Below are 17,115 nucleotides of genomic sequence, written 5' to 3'. Positions count from 1 at the left end.
TAGCCAATAGATTCCCTGATCGATACGGTTGCGTCTGTTTTGCGGCTTGCAGGATAGCCGTTCTGGAGGCAACACGATGCAGAAATTCAGTTTTGGATGGACAACGGCAATCGGAAGAGTTCGTCGAGTGAGGAGCATCTTGGCGCTCGCCGCCGTGCTTGTAGTGACTCCCCTGGCTTTGGCACAGGGAGTCACAGGGCGCATCGCCGGACCGGTGCTTGATCCTTCGGGAGCAGCTATTGCGAATGCCAAGGTCATTGTCACAAATCAGGACACCGGAATCACCACCTCAATCGAGACCGACTCCCGCGGCGACTACCAGGCGAATAACCTTCCACCGGGGACCTACCAGGTCCAGGTCGAAGCGCCGGGGATGCAGACGGTTGTCTCGAACGGGATCGTTGTGACAGTGAATGCAACCTCCCCCGTGTCGTTCACACTCAGGGTTGGTACGCAGAACGAGTCAATCGTCGTCGAGACCTTGAATGCTCTCATCGATCCCAGCAGCTCATCACTCGGAGAGGTGCTGGGAAGCCGGGATGTGACCACCCTTCCTCTCAATGGGCGTGTCTTTTCGCAGCTTGTACAAACTGTTCCTGGTTCGGTGGCTGCCGGGTTCGGAAGCGCAGCGGAAGCTGCCGCCGGTGCCGGTTCGTTCGGCTCCATCACCGCAAGCGTGAATGGAATGCCTTGGGGCGGAACCACCTACACCTTGGACGGCGTGAACAACATGGAGCTGTTGAACGCCTTCATCAACGTGACCCCACCACTCGACTCCATCCAAGAAGTCAAGATTTCGACGAACAACGCGGACATCACCGTTGGAACCTATGGCGGCGCTCAGGTGAACGCCTTCGTCAAATCAGGGACCAATGCCTTCCATGGCTCAGCCTATGAATTTTTCCGGGACGACGCCTTGAATGCCTACCAATGGCGTGCCACGCAAAAAGCCCCCTATCGTGCCAATCAGTTCGGTGCATCGATTGGTGGTCCGATCATTCGCAACAGGGCGTTCTTCTTTGCGGATTACCAGGGACTGTTGCTACGCAATGGCATTAGCTACATCCTCACCGTTCCGACGCAACTGATGACGCAAGGCACATTCTTGAAGAGCCAGTTTCCGAATCCGATCTTTGACCCGCAAACGCGTCAGCCGTTCGCCACCGTCAACACGCCGCAAGGTGATGCATGGCAGATTCCGGCTAGCCGCTTTGATCCCGTCTCGGCAAAGATGGTATCCGGCAATACCATCTGGCCAGCGGCGACCGACCAAACGAACATCAGCAATAACTTCAAGGCGAATACTGTTGAACCTGACAACAGCCACCAATTCGACGTGAAAGTGGATTACCAGTTGACTGGGAAAGATCGTGTGTTCGGCCGCGAATCCTACCAGCGCCGCGACCTTTCTGCGCCATCCCCCGGAACACCGTTCATCCAAATAGGCGATGTGAACGCACAGTCACGCAATCACAATACGGCACTCGGGTATAACCATGTGTTCTCTGCAACGATGGTCAATGAGTTGCGCTTCGGCTTCAATCGATTTGCGACTCATGACTTCGGCAATGATCTCGGAACCAACGAGAACACCACGATCGGTATCCCGAATGGCAACAATGCTACCTTCGGAGCCACGGGGTTGGGCCACTTCAGCATCGGTAACATTGCTGCGACCGGCTCTCAGGGTTGGACGAATGCAAAACGTATCACAAACTCATTTCAGATCACGGACAATCTGACCAAAGTCTGGGGGCCGCATACGTTTACGTTTGGCGAGGACTTCCGTCGTCTGCAGGCATCCCTCACCAATTCGGACGCCAACAAAAATGGCGACTTCAGCTACATCTCGGACTATACGAGCAGCTGCACAATGAACCCAAACTGTGTGAACCCTACCGGTGGGAATCAGTTTGCGAGCTTTTTGTTGGGCCTTCCCTCGAACACGGATCGAGGATTCGTCGCGACACTTCCCGCGACCCGCGCAAGCTTGCTCGGCTTGTATGCCCAGGATCAGTACCATGTCAGCCGGGTGCTGACGCTAAACCTTGCTTTGCGGTGGGACGTTATTACGCCCGCGATAGACAAGCACAATCAACAATCGAACTTCAATCTTGCGACTGGCATGCTCGATTTCGCCAAAGACGGCAACCGTACACCGAATGTGAACAACTACTATGGCGGCTGGTCGCCACGGGTGGGTTTCGCGTATACACCGGGAGGTGCCAGCACCACCGTGAGCGGTGCGTTCGGCGTGACCCATTTCCCAGGCAACTTCGGTGCCATGGGTGGTTTCCTGGAAAGGAATTACCCGTTCTTTGAGGTCTTCACCAGTCCTGCACAACAACGCAATGTTCCGTTAGCATCGCTCAGCGTTTCAGGTCTTCCGCAATACATCCCGACAGCGACGACGGCATCCTTAGCTCCGCCTCCCGGGATCTCAGTCAGCTATATGGACAAGAATATGCAACCGGACGTTGCGTATGCCTGGAATCTGGGCGTCCAGCAAAAGCTCTCGGACACGGTTGCTTTTAGCCTTACCTACGTCGGAACTCGCGGTCTTCATCTCTTCCGTCGCTACAACCTGAACACACCGCAGCCGGGCTCGACTCCTTTCAATTCTCGGCTCCCCTATCAATATTTCAATGCGGCTGGTGAACAGTACGCGACCAATATTGGTTTTGCCGGCGCAAACGGGTCTTCGATCTATCACGCATTACAGACGGAGTTGAAGCTTCGCTTCTCGCGATCACTGACCGGGCGCGTCAACTACACCTGGTCGAAGGAACTCGACGACATGAATGTCTGGTGGCCGTTGGACGATCGTCTCAACCGAGGGGAGGGAACCAATCAGGCACCCAATATCCCACAGAACTTTATTGCTAGCGTTGTATATCAACTCCCATTCGGCCGCGGCCAGCGATGGATGTCGAATGCGAAGAAGCCGGTAGACCTGGTCCTCGGCGGCTGGCAATTCAGCACCGTGACGAAGCTTCAGTCGGGCTCTCCTCTTAGCTTCGATGCCGCCTATGACAACCTCGGTAGTGGTGTCACAAACCATGCCAATGTCACCTGCCCAAGCGTTCGCACATTTGGCTCTGTCTCACGCTGGTTCGACACGAGCTGCTTTACAACGCCCGCTCCTTTCCAACTCGGGAACTCAGGCTTCGGCAAGGTGCATGGTCCGGGATACTACAACGCAGATCTTTCTCTCTCGAAGTCTGCAGTTGTGCATGACGAGATGAAGGTAACCCTGCAGGTGGATGCCTTCAACCTGACGAATACGCCGCACTACTCAAACCCGGATACCAGTCTGGGGGATTCGAACTTTGGCCAGATTAGTGGAACTAATGGCAACCCAAGACAGTTGCAGCTGGGTGCCCATTTCACATTTTGATGTGTGTCCGGCGAGAGCCGTGCGCGGGCACCCCGGACTTCCTTCGCAATCAATAGGAAAAAGGATCGAATCGTGAATAGAAGAATGTTTCTTTTGAGCGGCGCAGCGGCACTGACAGCAGCACCTATACACGGCTTATCCTCATCGCGGACTTCGCATTCTGGCGATGTGATCGACCTTATCCCCAAGACGCCAAGCAGAGCCCCTAATTATTGGTGCACGTGGGCTGTCCAAAACTACATGCATGGACAACATGCATCTTCTTTATCCATCCGGGACCTGGAAGGAGATGCAGGTAGTCGTCTGGCGCACGATGCGTTAAACGAGCATGTTCTGCTTGGCCCTCACGGATGGGCACGTGATTTCTTTCCACGTGTTAGAGAGGACCTTTATCTCCTGCTCGATGACGGTTGGGAATCTGGAGGGACGGCAACTTTCGAACTTGATGAGCAGAAGTTTCCTTCCTATCGAGGGTCTACTTCCGAGAGACTCAGAAAGTTGAATCACTCTGTCCGTAAAGCAGGCTGGCGTGGTTTGGCTCTCTGGTGCCGGAACACTCCAGGTGGCCTAAAGGACGAGCGCCTCGAAAGGCTCAGTGCAGATGCAGGCATTGGCTACTGGAAGGTGGATATAGGTGACCCTACCTTCAATCTTATTCAGACCCGTAACGCCAATCATCTTCCCTTGAGGTTCGAACATGTCCATGGCGAGTCGCCCCTCAATGGCGATTGGCAGCGCACGGGAAGATTTGGTTCGCAACCTTCGGGCTCAAAGCGCCAGCAGATTCTCGCCCACACCGATATCTACCGTACCTACGATGTAACTTCGATGTTGTCGTTGCCGACGACATTGGATCGGTTGGCTGAGATGTTAAAGGGCGCACAATCGCGGAGCGAGATTCGTGCCTTATTGAACGTAGAGGATGAAGCATACGTGGCCGCAGTGATGGGTTGCACGATGGGCATCATGCGTCACCCACTCTCCGGGCTCCGTCCTGACACAGATCCCGATCTCTTTTTCAACGGCCCACGCAAGACCAAACAACGCATGGATGAGGTTGCCCGTGCCATTCGGTGGCAGCGCATTGCTCCTCCGTTTGCTGCTGGAAGGACTACATTCACGGCGAGTGAAGAGATCCTCACCGATGATTGGCTCTTCGAACGGGGTCAAACGTGGCAGAACGACGTGATTGGTAAAGTCGCTTATCAAGGAGCGCCGGCATGCATCGCGCGCGGTATCGCTCTTCCGAGGGTACAGGCAGGTGGTGAAAAGCCGTTTGTCTTCGCGGCGAGGTTTCCGAATGGTGCAGTTGCAATCGGTATTCAAGAAAGAACTCATCGGGACAACGGCTGGTTCATGCCTTCTGCAAGCGTAACGTTTAACGTCGGCGATGCTCAGGGCCCATTCGGGATCTTTGGCAGCTGCAAGTCGCTGCGCCTCGTGTTTGCTCAATCTTTGGCCGGGAAACGCATCTTTGTGCAAGATCTGCTGACCGAGGTGGGACAAGACGTCACGGCTAAGTTCGACATCAAGAGCAACGAACTTCAACTTACAGAATCCGACATGCGGATGTTTGGCCACAGTGCAGGATCTCCAGGAGACATTTCTTCGCCTGGGTTTGTGTTCGCCATCCGCTGACTGACAAGGAGATCGTTTCGTGCTTTTCCCCTCCATCTGGGGTTGTTCGTTCTGAACTGATTTCGAGGATGTAGTGAATCTCACATGCATAACAAAGTTGTGACAAAGACTTTTTTCGATCCTGCTCTGCTAGCTTCTTTTGCTGCTTCCGCACCCGCTCGCGTCAATCTACTAGGAGAACACACCGACTACACGGGCGGGCTGGTCATGCCGTTCGCCATCCCCTTCATCACTACCGCGCACATCTCTCCTGCTCCCGAGGGCTTCCATTTCAGCAGTGACTTCTTTACCGGCGACTTCGCCTTCAGCCACACCGATATTCTCACGCCGCAGCAAAACTGGACCGACTACCCCGCCGGTGTTCTACATGAACTCCAACTCCTTGGCATCTACCCTCCGCCCTTCCACCTCCACCTCGCGGGGAACGTCCCTATTGGAGCAGGCCTCAGCTCCTCCGCTTCCGTAGAAGTTGCCTCCTGCCTCGCCATGCTCCACCATGCTGGTGCCGCGCTCTGCGGCGAAGATGTCGCGCTGCTCTGCCGCAGAGCTGAGAACACCTTCGTCGGTTCTCCTTGCGGCATCATGGACCAGTTCGTGATCGCCGCCGCTAAAGCCGATCATGTCCTTCTACTTCACACCGACGACCTACAGGTGGAGTACCTCCCGCTGAGCCATGGAGCCCTGCGTAACAGTCGCATTCTGATCTGCAACTCGGCTGTGAAGCATTCTGTGGCCACCGGCGAGTACGGTACTCGCCGCACCGAGGCGGAGCAAGGTCAAGCTGCCATCCGGAAAACTTTCCCCAATTCCACCAACCTCGGAAAAGCCACGGTGACGCAGCTCGATGCAGTAGCAGCAACGCTTTCAGATCAGGCATACAGACGCACCCGCCACATCCTCACCGAGAACGCCCGCGTTCTCGCCGCTCGCGAAGCCATGCTACAAGGAAGCCCCTCTCAGCTTGGCGCGCTGATGCTCGACGCTCACCGCAGTATGCGCGACGACTTCCAGGCCTCCTGCGAAGAGATCGACTTCCTCGTCGATACCGCCGCCGCTCTCGAAGGCTGCTTTGGCGCTCGTATGACCGGTGGAGGCTTCGGTGGATGCACTGTGAACCTTGTTGATGCCTACTACGTCGACTCCTTCACGACCGCGCTCCGGCGAGCCTACAAAGCCCGTTACAACATCGACGCCGAAGTCTATTTCGGTGAAGCCGTTGACGGTGCCATGGCTCGCTTCTCCAAACAAAAGGAGGCCACCCAATGAACGGCAATTTCCTTCAGGCGTCGCATCGCCGCTGGAACCCTCTCCGCCGGGAGTGGGTTCTCGTTTCTCCTCATCGCACCGCACGCCCGTGGCAGGGCCAAACCGAAACGCCCTCCGTTTCCGTCGTACTGAGCTACGACCCCACCTGCTATCTCTGCCCCGGAAACGTCCGCGCCGGCGGCCAACGTACCCCTGACTACCAAGCAACCTTCACCTTTACCAACGACTACGCCGCCCTTCAAACCGATCTCGCGCAAGACATCTACGACTTTGACAATGCCGGCCTGCTTCATGCCGAGACCGAGCGTGGTATATGTCGAGTCCTCTGCTTCGACCCCCGCCATGACCTCACGCTCGCCACCATGTCTGTCTCCGGCATCCGCCGCGTCGTTGACCTGTGGATCGGGCAAGCTGCCGAACTCTCCGCGATTCCATGGATTCAGTATGTCCAGATCTTTGAAAACCGTGGCGCAATGATGGGCGCCAGCAACCCGCATCCACACGGCCAAGTCTGGGCTACTGAGCATATCCCGAACGAACCTGCGACCGAGTTCGCTACACAGCTGGCTTACTTCACCGAACACGCCGAGCCTCTTCTCGCCGCCTACCTAGGCCTTGAGTTCCAAACCAACCAGCGCATCGTCACCAGCAATGATCAATGGGTCGCTCTCGTCCCTTTTTGGGCTGTCTGGCCGTTCGAAATTCTCCTGCTTCCCACGGGATATGCCTCCAACTTTGCCGATCTCACTGAGGCACAACGCGATGGTCTCGCCGCTATTCTGCAATCCGTTACTGCACTGTACAACCGTGTCTTCGATACACCGTTCCCGTACTCCATGGGCTTCCACCCCGCTCCATGCGATGGCCAAAGGCACCCTGAGTGGACGCTTCACGCGCACTTTTACCCACCTCTCCTGCGTTCCGCTACCGTCCGTAAATTCATGGTCGGCTTTGAGTTGCTCGGCTCGCCGCAACGCGACATCACTCCTGAGTCGGCGGCAGCAACATTGCGCGCAGCCTTACAGGAGATCGAATGAACCTTCTAGTTACTGGCGGCGCTGGCTATATCGGGGGCACTGTCGCCACAATGCTGATCCGTGCAGGGCACGTGTCATAATCATGGACAATTTTTGCCATAGTCAGCGAAGCCAACTCCCTAAAGGCGCAGAAGTCTTCGCCATCTGTCTCGTCCTCGATCTGGTTTTCGCCTAGGAGCTATACATGGGACTCGATATCCGCCTTCCACTCGGCCTCATTTTCCTCATCATCGGTGCCATGATGCTTGCGTATGGACTCGCCACGTATGACAGTGCGATCTACGCGGTCTCTATGGGAATCAATCTCAATATCATCTGGGGCGGTACGATGACCGTCTTTGGCATCGCTAGTGTTTTATTGGCTCGACGGAAACCAGATAAGTCATGGGAGAACGAAGTGTGAAATACAAAGCTATAGCAGCGATTTTCTATTTCGCGATGGCATCGCTAGCAGGTTCATCGATGGCCGCCACATCGTCCAAGACGATCCCGTTGAGTATCGGAGTCGCATGGTATCCAGAGCAATGGCCGGAGTCGCGCTGGGAGGATGACCTAACGCTCATGGAGAAGGCCCATGTTCACTGGGTGCGCGTAGGTGAGTTTGCGTGGTCGCGCATGGAGCCAAGCGAGGGAGTTTACGATCTCGACTGGCTCGTGCGCGCAGTGGAGCTTGCAGGCAAACACCATATCTTCGTAGTGATGGGAACGCCGTCGGCTTCGCCTCCTGCGTGGCTGACGCAGAAGTATCCAGAAACGCTGCGGACCAAGGAAGATGGACGTAAGGACGAACATGGAAACCGGCAGCAGTTTGACTGGTCGAGTCCGAAGTATCGTGAACTCGCTCGCGCGATGGCGGAAAGGCTGGCAGTTCGATTTGGCCATGACCCCAATGTCATCGGCTGGCAAATTGATAACGAGTACGCAGAGCAATCTTTCGGCCCCACCACACGAACGCAATTTCAGCAGTGGCTGAAAGCACGTTATGGAACGCTCGATAATTTGAATCAACGTTGGGCGACATCCTACTGGAGCCAGAGCTATACCGCATGGGAGCAGATTCCGGTTGGCGCAACACGCGGCAACCCCGGCTTGATGCTGAGCTGGCAGCGTTTTGTCAGTGACACGTGGCGCAGCTACCAAAAGGTGCAGATCGATGCGATTCGCGCTCACAGCGAACCCCGGCAGTTCATCACGACGAACATGATGGGATTCTTCGACCGATACGACCACTACACCGTTGCGCAGGACCTCGACTTCGCCGCGTGGGACGACTACGTTGGCCAAGGACATCTCGATCCGACACGTAACGGTGCGGCCCATGATCTGACCCGTGGTTTCCTACGCAAGAATTTCTGGGTGATGGAGACACAACCCGGCTTTGTGAACTGGAGCCAAGACAACAACGCACTGGACAAAGGCGAAGTGCGGGCCATGGCATGGCACGATGTAGCGCACGGAGCAGACGCCGTCGGTTACTGGCAGTGGCGCAGTGCCCTGAATGGTCAGGAGGAATACCATGGCACGCTGATCGGATCCGATGGGACACCTGTTCCTGTCTATAGCGAAGTTGCACAGGTCGGTGCCGAGTTCGATCGTGCGGCCGCTTGGCTCAGTGGCACAGAACCACAGGCGGAGGTCGCCATATTGCACTCCTACGACAGTCGATGGGCTGTGAATTGGCAACGGCACAACCAAAGCTATGATCCGGTAGACGCCCTATTGAGCTACTACAAACAGCTACGGCGACAGGCTCATACAGTCGATATCGTTGCGCCGTTGGCCCCATTGAGTCGCTACAAACTAGTGGTTGCGCCTGCGCTCAATGTGCTATCCGACGGAGAGGCAAAGAACTTGATCGAATACGTTCGCCAGGGAGGGCATTTGGTGCTGGGACAACGCTCCGGCATGAAGACTGTCGATAATGCCTTGCAGCCGCAGCGCCAGCCTGGGCCGCTAACGGAGTTGCTGGGCGGACGTGTCGAACAGTATTACGCTCTGGAGAGCCCAGTACCGTTGGATGGCCAATGGGGCTCGGGGAGCTCGAAGCTTTGGGCGGAGCAGCTTGGAGCATCTGCTCCCGACACCGAAGTATTGATGCGTTACGGCAGGAGCAACGGGTGGCTCGACGGCCAACCTGCTGCCATCACACGTCGTGTCGGCAACGGACGGATTACCTATATCGGCGCATGGCTGGATGGGATGACAATGAGCCATGCGGTCGAATGGATGCTGACCGACGCCAAGGTAAGGCCAGTCGCCGTTGACGTCCCCGAGGGCGTTGAGTTCTCCATTCGGCGTGACGCACAGCACGAAGTTTGGATATTCGTGAATCTCAACGCAGGCGCGCAACGCATTAAATTGCCGCAAACAATGACGGATGTTCTGCACGGCGGAAATGTGAACCAGCTTTCCCTCGACCACTTCGATGTTTCGGTGTTGAGCTCCAATGTGCCGTAGTTGTTTCCTATCGCACACCGCATAAGTTATGGTCCGGCGCTGCAATCGTCATGCAATAAACAAAACGCATCGAAGCCGGAGTAATCGGCGTGTACGAGTCCAGGAAACCTTGCATCCCCTTTGAAGGACATAGCCTCATGAGAGTCAAAATCGCTTTCCTCTTCTTCTGTTTGGTTGCAGCGGCCCACGCTCAATCCTCCATCCATACGCAGGCCGGTACCAGGATCTGGAATATCCATGCGGGAAAAATGAGTTACGTCATTGGCGTAGACGAGGAGAACGTCCTACAGTCCCTGTACTGGGGGCCGACAATCGAAGATTCTTACCAGTGGCCTACTCCGCATAGCCAACCGGAAAGAGCTTCTTTCGACCTGCCGATCAACACAACGCCGCTGGAGTATGCGGGCTGGGGAGCAGGACTATTTACCGAACCTGCACTGAAGGTGACTTCGGCATCCGGTGATCGCTCTATGGTCTTGCATTTTGAGTCTGCCGATATCGAGGACAAGCGTCTGCATATCGTTCTACGTGACGTGCATTCGATTCGGGTCCATTTGTACTACGAGCCATATCCCGAAGGGATACTTGGCCGATCGTCACGGATAGAAAACTCAGGCGCCACACCTGTGCAGGTTGAGCAAGCATCTTCTGCTACATGGAGCCTGCCGTCCGGCAGGAAGTATGAGGTCAGCTGGCTGACGGGGCAATGGGGAGCTGAGTGGCAACTTCATCGGGAGGCGATGCAGCCTGGAGTTCGCGTACTTGAAAGTCGGCGCGGCAGCACATCTCACCAAGCAAATCCTTGGTTTGCGATCGGACAGATTGACGAGACAACGGAACATTCCGGTCCTGTCTGGTTCGGAGAATTGGCGTGGAGCGGAAGCTGGCGCATGACAATCGAGGAAACCTCCCTGCACCTCTTGCGGGTGACGGGCGGATACAATCCGTTCGACTTCACGTACACCCTGCTTCCGGGCAAGACACTGGAAACGCCGGTCTTCTACGGGGGCTACACCGCAGATGGACAGGGTGAAGCTTCGCGGATTCTCCATCGATTTCAACTTGGAAAAATCTTGCCTCACCACCCGTCCCCAGCGCCTCGACCCATCGTGTACAACTCCTGGGAGGCGACGGAATTTGGTGTCAATGAAAAAGGGCAAACGGCGCTTGCGGACAAGGCCGCAAAGCTTGGTGTCGAGCGCTTTGTAGTGGATGACGGATGGTTCGGCGAGAGGAACTCGGACAAAGCGGGCCTCGGAGATTGGACAGTGAATCCAAAGAAGTTTCCGCATGGATTGAAACCTCTTATCGATCATGTCCACAGTCTTGGCATGAGCTTCGGTTTGTGGGTCGAACCCGAAATGGTGAACCCCGACAGCAATCTGTACCGTCAGCATCCAGAATGGGTTATGCAGTTTCCGGGGCGGCAGGGAACTCTTGCACGCAACCAGTTAGTGCTGAACCTTGCGCGCGACGATGTGAAGGAGTTCACCTTCCGTTGGCTGGATAAGCTGCTTCGCGAAAATGACATTGCCTTCTTGAAATGGGACTATAACCGTAATTGGTCAGAGCCCGGTTGGGAAGACGAGGCAACCGAAAGCGGACTCGAACATGATGGACAGAAGGCGATTTACGTCCGCTATGTGCAGAATCTGTACGAGATTCTGGCTCGATTGAAGGCAAATCACCCAGAGCTTGAGATCGAATCTTGTTCCGGGGGCGGCGGGCGTACTGACCTCGGAATTCTGCGTTATACAGATGAAGTTTGGCCGTCAGACAACACTGACGCGCTCGACCGGCTTCGCATACAGGAGGGATTTACCCACGCCTATGCGCCACAGACGATGGCGGCCTGGGTCACTGATGTACCCAATTTTTTGGACCGAAGAAGCATTCCTCTGCAGTTTCGATTCTTCTCCGCGATGCAAGGAGCACTAGGTATTGGAGGCGATTTGAACCGATGGTCAGATGAGGACCTGGACTCCGCCAAACAGCTGATTGCTTTCTATAAAACCATCCGTCCAATCGTAGCGAATGGGAATCTGTATCGGCTGGAATCCCCCTCAGATGATGACACCAAGCCCGTCGAGTACGTCACTTCAGGTCAGACAGAGGCCGTCGTCTTCGCTTACCTCCATGCTCAACACTATGGCATGACTTATGGAAACGTTAGATTGTATGGATTGAGCCCTACGGCCATGTACAGGATTGAGCAGTTCGGCACAGGAATGAATAGGACGGCAGCGTCGGTACCCGGGCAGATCCTCATGACACAGGGATTACCAATTTCGCTGCGGGGCGAGTTTGATAGTACCGCGTTTCGAATTGTGCGAGTTCCATAAACATTACGGCCGTGCTCTTATCGCTACGCCCGTCAGTTGTTGGCTGGCGGTCATGCAAGAAGTTACGATTAGGCAATCACCATGCGTCAGCCTATTCATATAGTACATCAAATCGGTGCTCGCCTTGGCTTTCGATGAGATCGACGCTGATGCAATCCTAGCGACAAGGAGCGTTACTGTCTCTTCTCTGCACGATAGGACGAGTGAGAGGAGATTCAGAATCCCTATCTCATGTCGAAACCCTTATGAATCGATCATTCATGGCCCTTGAGGCTCCAGAGTCTTGCACGTCCGGATGGCTGGCCATTTCTCGGCAGTTGATCCCATAATCGCTTCCTGTCCCACAGCCCAACAACGCCCCATGGACATGCGAATCGAGGTGGTTATCACGCTGCTTTTCAGGGGGCAAGATGCGGTGTACGCATGATTAAGACATTTGGCCGTGTCCGGAAGCGAGAGGGCTTACAGTCCCGATTGGGCATCCCGCTGGATAGATTGTCCAATTTGTCATTGTGCAGAATCTGATGTGAGTGTAAATCTTATTCCCTACGTCAATACCATTTGCGAGAATGCGTAGAAGGAAAAGACATGGCGCTGGATTCTCCTTCGCTGATCATCGGTCAGATCGTTTTCGGTTCGCTTCTCGCCGTGTTCTTCTTTTTCCTTCATACTGTCTATCCGGATCTTAAAGGTGCCGGGATGCTTGGGGTAGCATTTGTAACTGCCGCCCTCTGTAGGTGTGCTTTTCTCATCCAATCACCGCTTTGGTTTCATCTCGCCGAGAGCCTATCGTTTGTAGCAACTCTTCTAATCTATTTTTCGGTAAAACAATATCTCTCCCTCAAGCCACTTGTTGATAGCCGAGATTTCTGCTTGGTGATTGGGTGCCTCTGCACATTGCTCTATCTGGTTCCGGCACTTTCCGCCCGGTTTCCATCGTTGCCTGTAATTGCGATTACCGTCATAAGACTTGATTCCGCCTATCTCCTCATAAAGTTAGCAAGCAAAAAGCGGTCAGCCATAACCGCTCTTGGATTCTTTATGCTGGTCTACGGACTCTATGCTGTGCTTGTGATTGGCGGAACTCAAACAGCACTCGCCACCGTTTTTCCGTTGATCTCACTGCATTTCTTAAGTCAAACAATCATTGTTGGAAATGTCATCCTTTCAGCGATGCTTGGACTTCTGTTCCTGATTGTCTTTGGTCAAGACATCATTCTGCAGCTTGAACGGCAGTCGATGCTTGACTCCCTGACGAACACCCTTAACCGTCGCGGTATTGAATGCCAGATCTCGCAGGAAATCAGCCGCTATAAGAGGAATCGTGAGGCCTTTTCCATCGCCTTACTCGATATTGACCGTTTCAAAACAATCAATGACACCTTTGGCCATGCCGCCGGAGACCGTGCCATATGCGATCTTGCCTCCTTGCTGACTAGTGAGTGTCGCGCGCATGATTTGGTTGGAAGACTCGGTGGCGATGAGATCGTCATGATTCTTCCTTCAGTCTCAGGGCCAAGCGGACTCATCATGGCACAGCGCCTTTGTGCGACTGTTCAATCGTCGCTATCGATCGAATCCACATTCTTATCCGTCAGCATCGGCGTGGCTGAATGCTCGGAAGTTGACTCCCTGGAGACGCTGTTGAAACGCGCTGATATAGCACTCTATGATGCAAAGAGATCGGGTAAAGCATGTGCCCGCCTTGCGCTGCCCGATGTTTTAACCAGTAGGTGAGTAAGTGTAGCGCAGCTGTTTCTGACTTCAAGTAGCCGCCGTCTGGGGCGTGGAGAAGTGGGAAGCGCGTAGCGGTTTCCACTTCTCCATGCCCCGGGGTTGAAGTCAGCCAGGCTTCGGGCGCCGGTGGCCGATAGCCGAGGGAAGAGTGTGGCCGGACGGTGTTGTAGTGGACGCGCCAGCGCTCGGCCAGCACGCGCAGTTCCTTGATCGAGTAGAAGATCTCTCCGTTGAGGAACTCATCCCTCAGCTTGGAGTTGAAGCTCTCACAGTAGCCGTTCTCCCACGGAGAGCCCGGCTCGATGTACAGGGTACCGGCCCCTGTGTCGGAGATCCACTGACGCAGGTCCCTGGCCACGAACTCGGGGCCATTGTCGGAACGAAGGTGCTCCGGGATGCCTTTGATGACCATCACGTCGGCCAGGGCGCCGATCACCTTGGCGCTGGACCAGCGCCGCTCCGCACGCACCAGCAGGCACTCCCGAGTGAACTCGTCGATCAGGTTGAGGATGCGCACACTGCGGCCATCGTGCGTTCGTGTGCTGACGAAGTCGTAGCTCCACACATGGTTCGGCCGCTCCGGCCGAAGCCGCACGCACGAGCCGTCGTTGAGCCACAGCCGCCCGCGCGGCTTCTGCTTTTGGGGAACCTTCAGCCCTTCGCGACTCCAGATACGCTCCACGCGGTCCTTGCCGACCGACCAGCCGGCCCGCTTCAGCAGCGCCGTGATGCGGCGGTAGCCATAGCGGCCGTACTGGCTGGCAAGCTGGACGATTACCTGCGTGAGCGCATCCTCGTCTTCGCGCCGTGCCGGCCGGTAGCGCTGCGTGCCCCGTGGCTGGTTCACCAGGTGGCACGCTCGCCGCTCCGTCAGCCCATGCTTCTGTTGCACATGGTCTACTGCACAGCGCCGTCGCTCCGGGCTTAGAAGTTTCCCGAGGCGAGGTCCTTCAGCACAAGGTTATCCAGGCTCAGGTTCGCCACCAGGCGCTTCAGCTTCGTGTTCTCCTGCTCCAGCTCCTTCAGCCGCTTCGCCTGGTCCACCTGCAGACCGCCGTACTCCGTACTCCTTGCGCCAACGGAAGTAGGTCTGCTCCACAATCCCGGCTTCCTTGCACGCCTGCGCCGTCGTCTTCCCGTTCGCCACCGCCACTTCGATCTGCCGCAACAGGTTCACCACCTGCTCAGGCTGGTATTTCTTCCCTCGTCCCATGTCCAGTTCTCTCTTAGCTACTGGTCCAAAGCAAGCCGGGCACTCCAGAGGTCCCTCTCGGAGCTGGGAAATCTGCCACAGTCTGAAGCGATCAAACTCGTTGAAAAGCAGATGCAGGAGTAGCGAATGAAGCGTTCGGGAGCGCTGTCGCGACTGATGTTGTCCTGCAACTACCACTAGCTATTCCTGAACTCTACCTTGTGGAATCCGGCTACCTTCATGAATCGAGCGAAAGCGGAAAAGACAAATAGTTCCTCCGAAAAGGGAGCCTACGTCCGGTGCGCGCAACGGACTGTGGAAGTATTGCTGCAAGGAAAGTGGCAGGTGCATATCCTTTGTGCCATGCGTCATGGTCCGGTTCGGATCGGACAGTTGGGACGAATCATCCCTGGTGCGTCTAAGAAAATGTTGACTCAAAGCCTGAGAAGACTTGAGGCCAGCGGAATCGTAACAAGAAAAGACTTTAGTGAACTCATCCTGCATGTTGAGTATGAGCTGCATCCAGATCTTCGCGATGAAGTAAGGACGTTGCTCGATTGTCTGTCTAGTTGGGGTGCACGGTTTCATGAAATTGAAAGCATCAAGGCCGCACGTAAATAGCGGATTACGGCTGTGCCACGGTTCCGAACTACTGAAATCCAATCGGCCGTCGAAGCTGTAGGGGGTGCCGGATGACAGACGAGACTCTGGGGGACAGTAGGGCCAATTCCATCTGGACCCGCGACCTTTGCCTAAAGAGAAAGGTCTGGGCAAAGGTTTGGAGGGCAGAGGTCGTAGGTCCGCTAAGGGTCCAATAACCGTTGCCGAGGGTCCAATAAGGCGCTCAGGGAACCATCCGCCTAGTATCAACAAGTTACGCGATCCAGCTTAGCTGTCACGGCAGAGGTGCGAATCGTAGGGTAATATCCGCTGACAGCATGCGGACTTCTAGCTACCATTCAGTCACTCGGTGAGTGCATTGGCGATGATGCACGCGTTGAGGCGCTCGCGACAGGCACCCCCGCTCGCGGATCATGAAGTCCCTGTCTGCCGGATTGCAACATGAGACTTGGTTGCAATGCGGAGGAAATTGGCGAGAGTGGAAGTTGAATCCCCATCACGCCAGATGAGCCCCGATTCGAGCTGAGGTGCCTTGCTCTGCAAGGCCAGATAGGCCACCCCAGAACGCGCCAAGTGACGCATCGATGCGGGTACAAGCGCGATTCCCATTCCAGCCGAAACCAGGCTGATGATGGTCTGCATCTGGATCGCATGTTGGATGATGTGAACGTCGCCTCCGTGGGCGGCGTAGTAATCCATAACGAGGTCATAGAAAGAAGGGGCAACGCGTCGCGGGAAGATGACCAGCGACGATGCAGTCATCTCGGCTGAGGTCAGTCGACCTTTCACAGGAGTGATGCGGCCCTGCGTAATCCAGTCTTCCGGGACTGCAGCAATCAGTGATTCGCAAACGAGCTTACGATAGGAAAGTCCTTTAGGCAGTGCTGGGACATCCCGGATGATGATGCCTACATTGCCTTTCTCCTCAAGCAGAGTTGATATTTGTACATCGCTGGTCGCCTCAGTAAGCAGCAATTCGACCGCCGGATAGAGCTGCCTGAAACGTTGCACCAACGTTGGCAAGATGCTGTAGTCGGCAGTGCTGACGAAGGATACTTCGAGCCGGCCAGTGTCGCCGCTGCGAAGGCGTTGCGCCAGCCGGGCCAAGTTCTCCAGGTCATCGAGCGCGGAGCGAACAGGACCCAGCCACTCGGCTCCCAGAGAAGTCAGCGACACGCTGCGATTCGTCCGCACAAAGAGGGGCGAACCGATCTCAGCTTCCAGAGCTCTGATGGATTGACTCAACGGTGGCTGCGTCATCCCAAGGCGGTCTGCCGCTTTACCGAAGTGCAATGTTTCCGCAACCGCCAAGAAGTGTTTGAGCTGTCGTTGATCCATATGTATGACGACCTAATAACGCGACAATAATATATTTTACAACCCTCCCCCGAGTCGCTAGCCTTTTGATCAGCTTCTTCCAGGAGAGAG

10 protein-coding genes and 1 pseudogene are annotated in these 17,115 nt (G+C 55.4%); 9 read left to right on the top strand and 2 right to left on the bottom strand.

Going from position 1 to position 17,115, the window contains the following annotated elements; translation table 11 throughout:
* Positions 1-139 precede the first annotated feature (139 nt).
* From OHL11_RS12750 to OHL11_RS12715, 8 genes are all read left to right on the top strand, one after another.
* On the top strand, positions 140-3,397 hold the full coding sequence (locus OHL11_RS12750; protein ID WP_263371885.1) for a carboxypeptidase regulatory-like domain-containing protein: 3,258 nt from the start codon (positions 140-142) through the stop codon (positions 3,395-3,397).
* An 84-nt stretch (positions 3,398-3,481) separates the two neighbouring features.
* Positions 3,482-5,035 (top strand): hypothetical protein, encoded by a 1,554-nt coding sequence (locus tag OHL11_RS12745; protein WP_263371884.1) that lies wholly within the window; start codon positions 3,482-3,484, stop codon positions 5,033-5,035.
* A gap of 99 nt (positions 5,036-5,134) precedes the next feature.
* On the top strand, positions 5,135-6,301 hold the full coding sequence (galK, locus tag OHL11_RS12740) for a galactokinase (RefSeq protein ID WP_263371883.1): 1,167 nt from the start codon (positions 5,135-5,137) through the stop codon (positions 6,299-6,301).
* Positions 6,298-7,338 (top strand): UDP-glucose--hexose-1-phosphate uridylyltransferase, encoded by a 1,041-nt coding sequence (locus tag OHL11_RS12735; RefSeq protein WP_263371882.1) that lies wholly within the window; start codon positions 6,298-6,300, stop codon positions 7,336-7,338. Before galK ends, OHL11_RS12735 begins: the two co-directional genes overlap by 4 nt.
* 184 nt (positions 7,339-7,522) lie before the next feature.
* Complete coding sequence (locus OHL11_RS12730; protein ID WP_263371881.1) at positions 7,523-7,741, top strand: hypothetical protein; 219 nt, start codon at positions 7,523-7,525, stop codon at positions 7,739-7,741.
* On the top strand, positions 7,738-9,795 hold the full coding sequence (locus tag OHL11_RS12725) for a beta-galactosidase (protein WP_263371880.1): 2,058 nt from the start codon (positions 7,738-7,740) through the stop codon (positions 9,793-9,795). The genes OHL11_RS12730 and OHL11_RS12725 overlap by 4 nt, the downstream gene beginning before the upstream one ends.
* Positions 9,796-9,932: 137 nt before the next feature.
* Positions 9,933-12,137 carry an alpha-galactosidase gene (locus OHL11_RS12720; RefSeq protein WP_263371879.1) on the top strand — a complete coding sequence of 735 codons (2,205 nt, stop codon included), beginning with the start codon at positions 9,933-9,935 and terminating at the stop codon, positions 12,135-12,137.
* A gap of 588 nt (positions 12,138-12,725) precedes the next feature.
* Positions 12,726-13,874 (top strand): GGDEF domain-containing protein, encoded by a 1,149-nt coding sequence (locus OHL11_RS12715; RefSeq protein ID WP_263371878.1) that lies wholly within the window; start codon positions 12,726-12,728, stop codon positions 13,872-13,874.
* A 106-nt stretch (positions 13,875-13,980) separates the two neighbouring features.
* On the opposite strand, the pseudogene OHL11_RS12710 reads toward OHL11_RS12715, so the two are convergent.
* Positions 13,981-15,087, bottom strand: a pseudogene (locus OHL11_RS12710) (IS3 family transposase); the annotation flags it as partial.
* Positions 15,088-15,306: 219 nt separating this feature from the next.
* Here OHL11_RS12710 and OHL11_RS12705 point away from each other — a divergent pair.
* Positions 15,307-15,687 (top strand): winged helix-turn-helix transcriptional regulator, encoded by a 381-nt coding sequence (locus tag OHL11_RS12705; protein WP_263371877.1) that lies wholly within the window; start codon positions 15,307-15,309, stop codon positions 15,685-15,687.
* Between the two features lie 411 nt (positions 15,688-16,098).
* On the opposite strand, the gene OHL11_RS12700 is transcribed toward OHL11_RS12705, so the two are convergent.
* Entirely contained in the window at positions 16,099-17,025 is a 927-nt protein-coding gene (locus tag OHL11_RS12700; protein WP_263371876.1) for a LysR family transcriptional regulator, read from the bottom strand.
* Positions 17,026-17,115 lie beyond the last annotated feature (90 nt).

The organism is Granulicella cerasi (assembly GCF_025685575.1).
GTDB lineage: Bacteria > Acidobacteriota > Terriglobia > Terriglobales > Acidobacteriaceae > Granulicella > Granulicella cerasi.
Note: the sequence above shows the minus strand (reverse complement) of the source record. Positions and strands in the feature narration are given on the sequence as shown.

Excerpts from the sequence above, each read along its gene's own strand:
- OHL11_RS12700 (WP_263371876.1), bottom strand. The coding sequence starts at position 17,025 with ATGGATCAACGACAGCTCAAACACTTCTTGGCGGTTGCGGAAACATTG.
- OHL11_RS12745 (WP_263371884.1), top strand. The coding sequence starts at position 3,482 with ATGTTTCTTTTGAGCGGCGCAGCGGCACTGACAGCAGCACCTATACAC.
- OHL11_RS12730 (WP_263371881.1), top strand. The coding sequence starts at position 7,523 with ATGGGACTCGATATCCGCCTTCCACTCGGCCTCATTTTCCTCATCATC.
- OHL11_RS12720 (WP_263371879.1), top strand. The coding sequence starts at position 9,933 with ATGAGAGTCAAAATCGCTTTCCTCTTCTTCTGTTTGGTTGCAGCGGCC.
- OHL11_RS12735 (WP_263371882.1), top strand. The coding sequence starts at position 6,298 with ATGAACGGCAATTTCCTTCAGGCGTCGCATCGCCGCTGGAACCCTCTC.
- OHL11_RS12705 (WP_263371877.1), top strand. The coding sequence starts at position 15,307 with ATGAATCGAGCGAAAGCGGAAAAGACAAATAGTTCCTCCGAAAAGGGA.
- OHL11_RS12715 (WP_263371878.1), top strand. The coding sequence starts at position 12,726 with ATGGCGCTGGATTCTCCTTCGCTGATCATCGGTCAGATCGTTTTCGGT.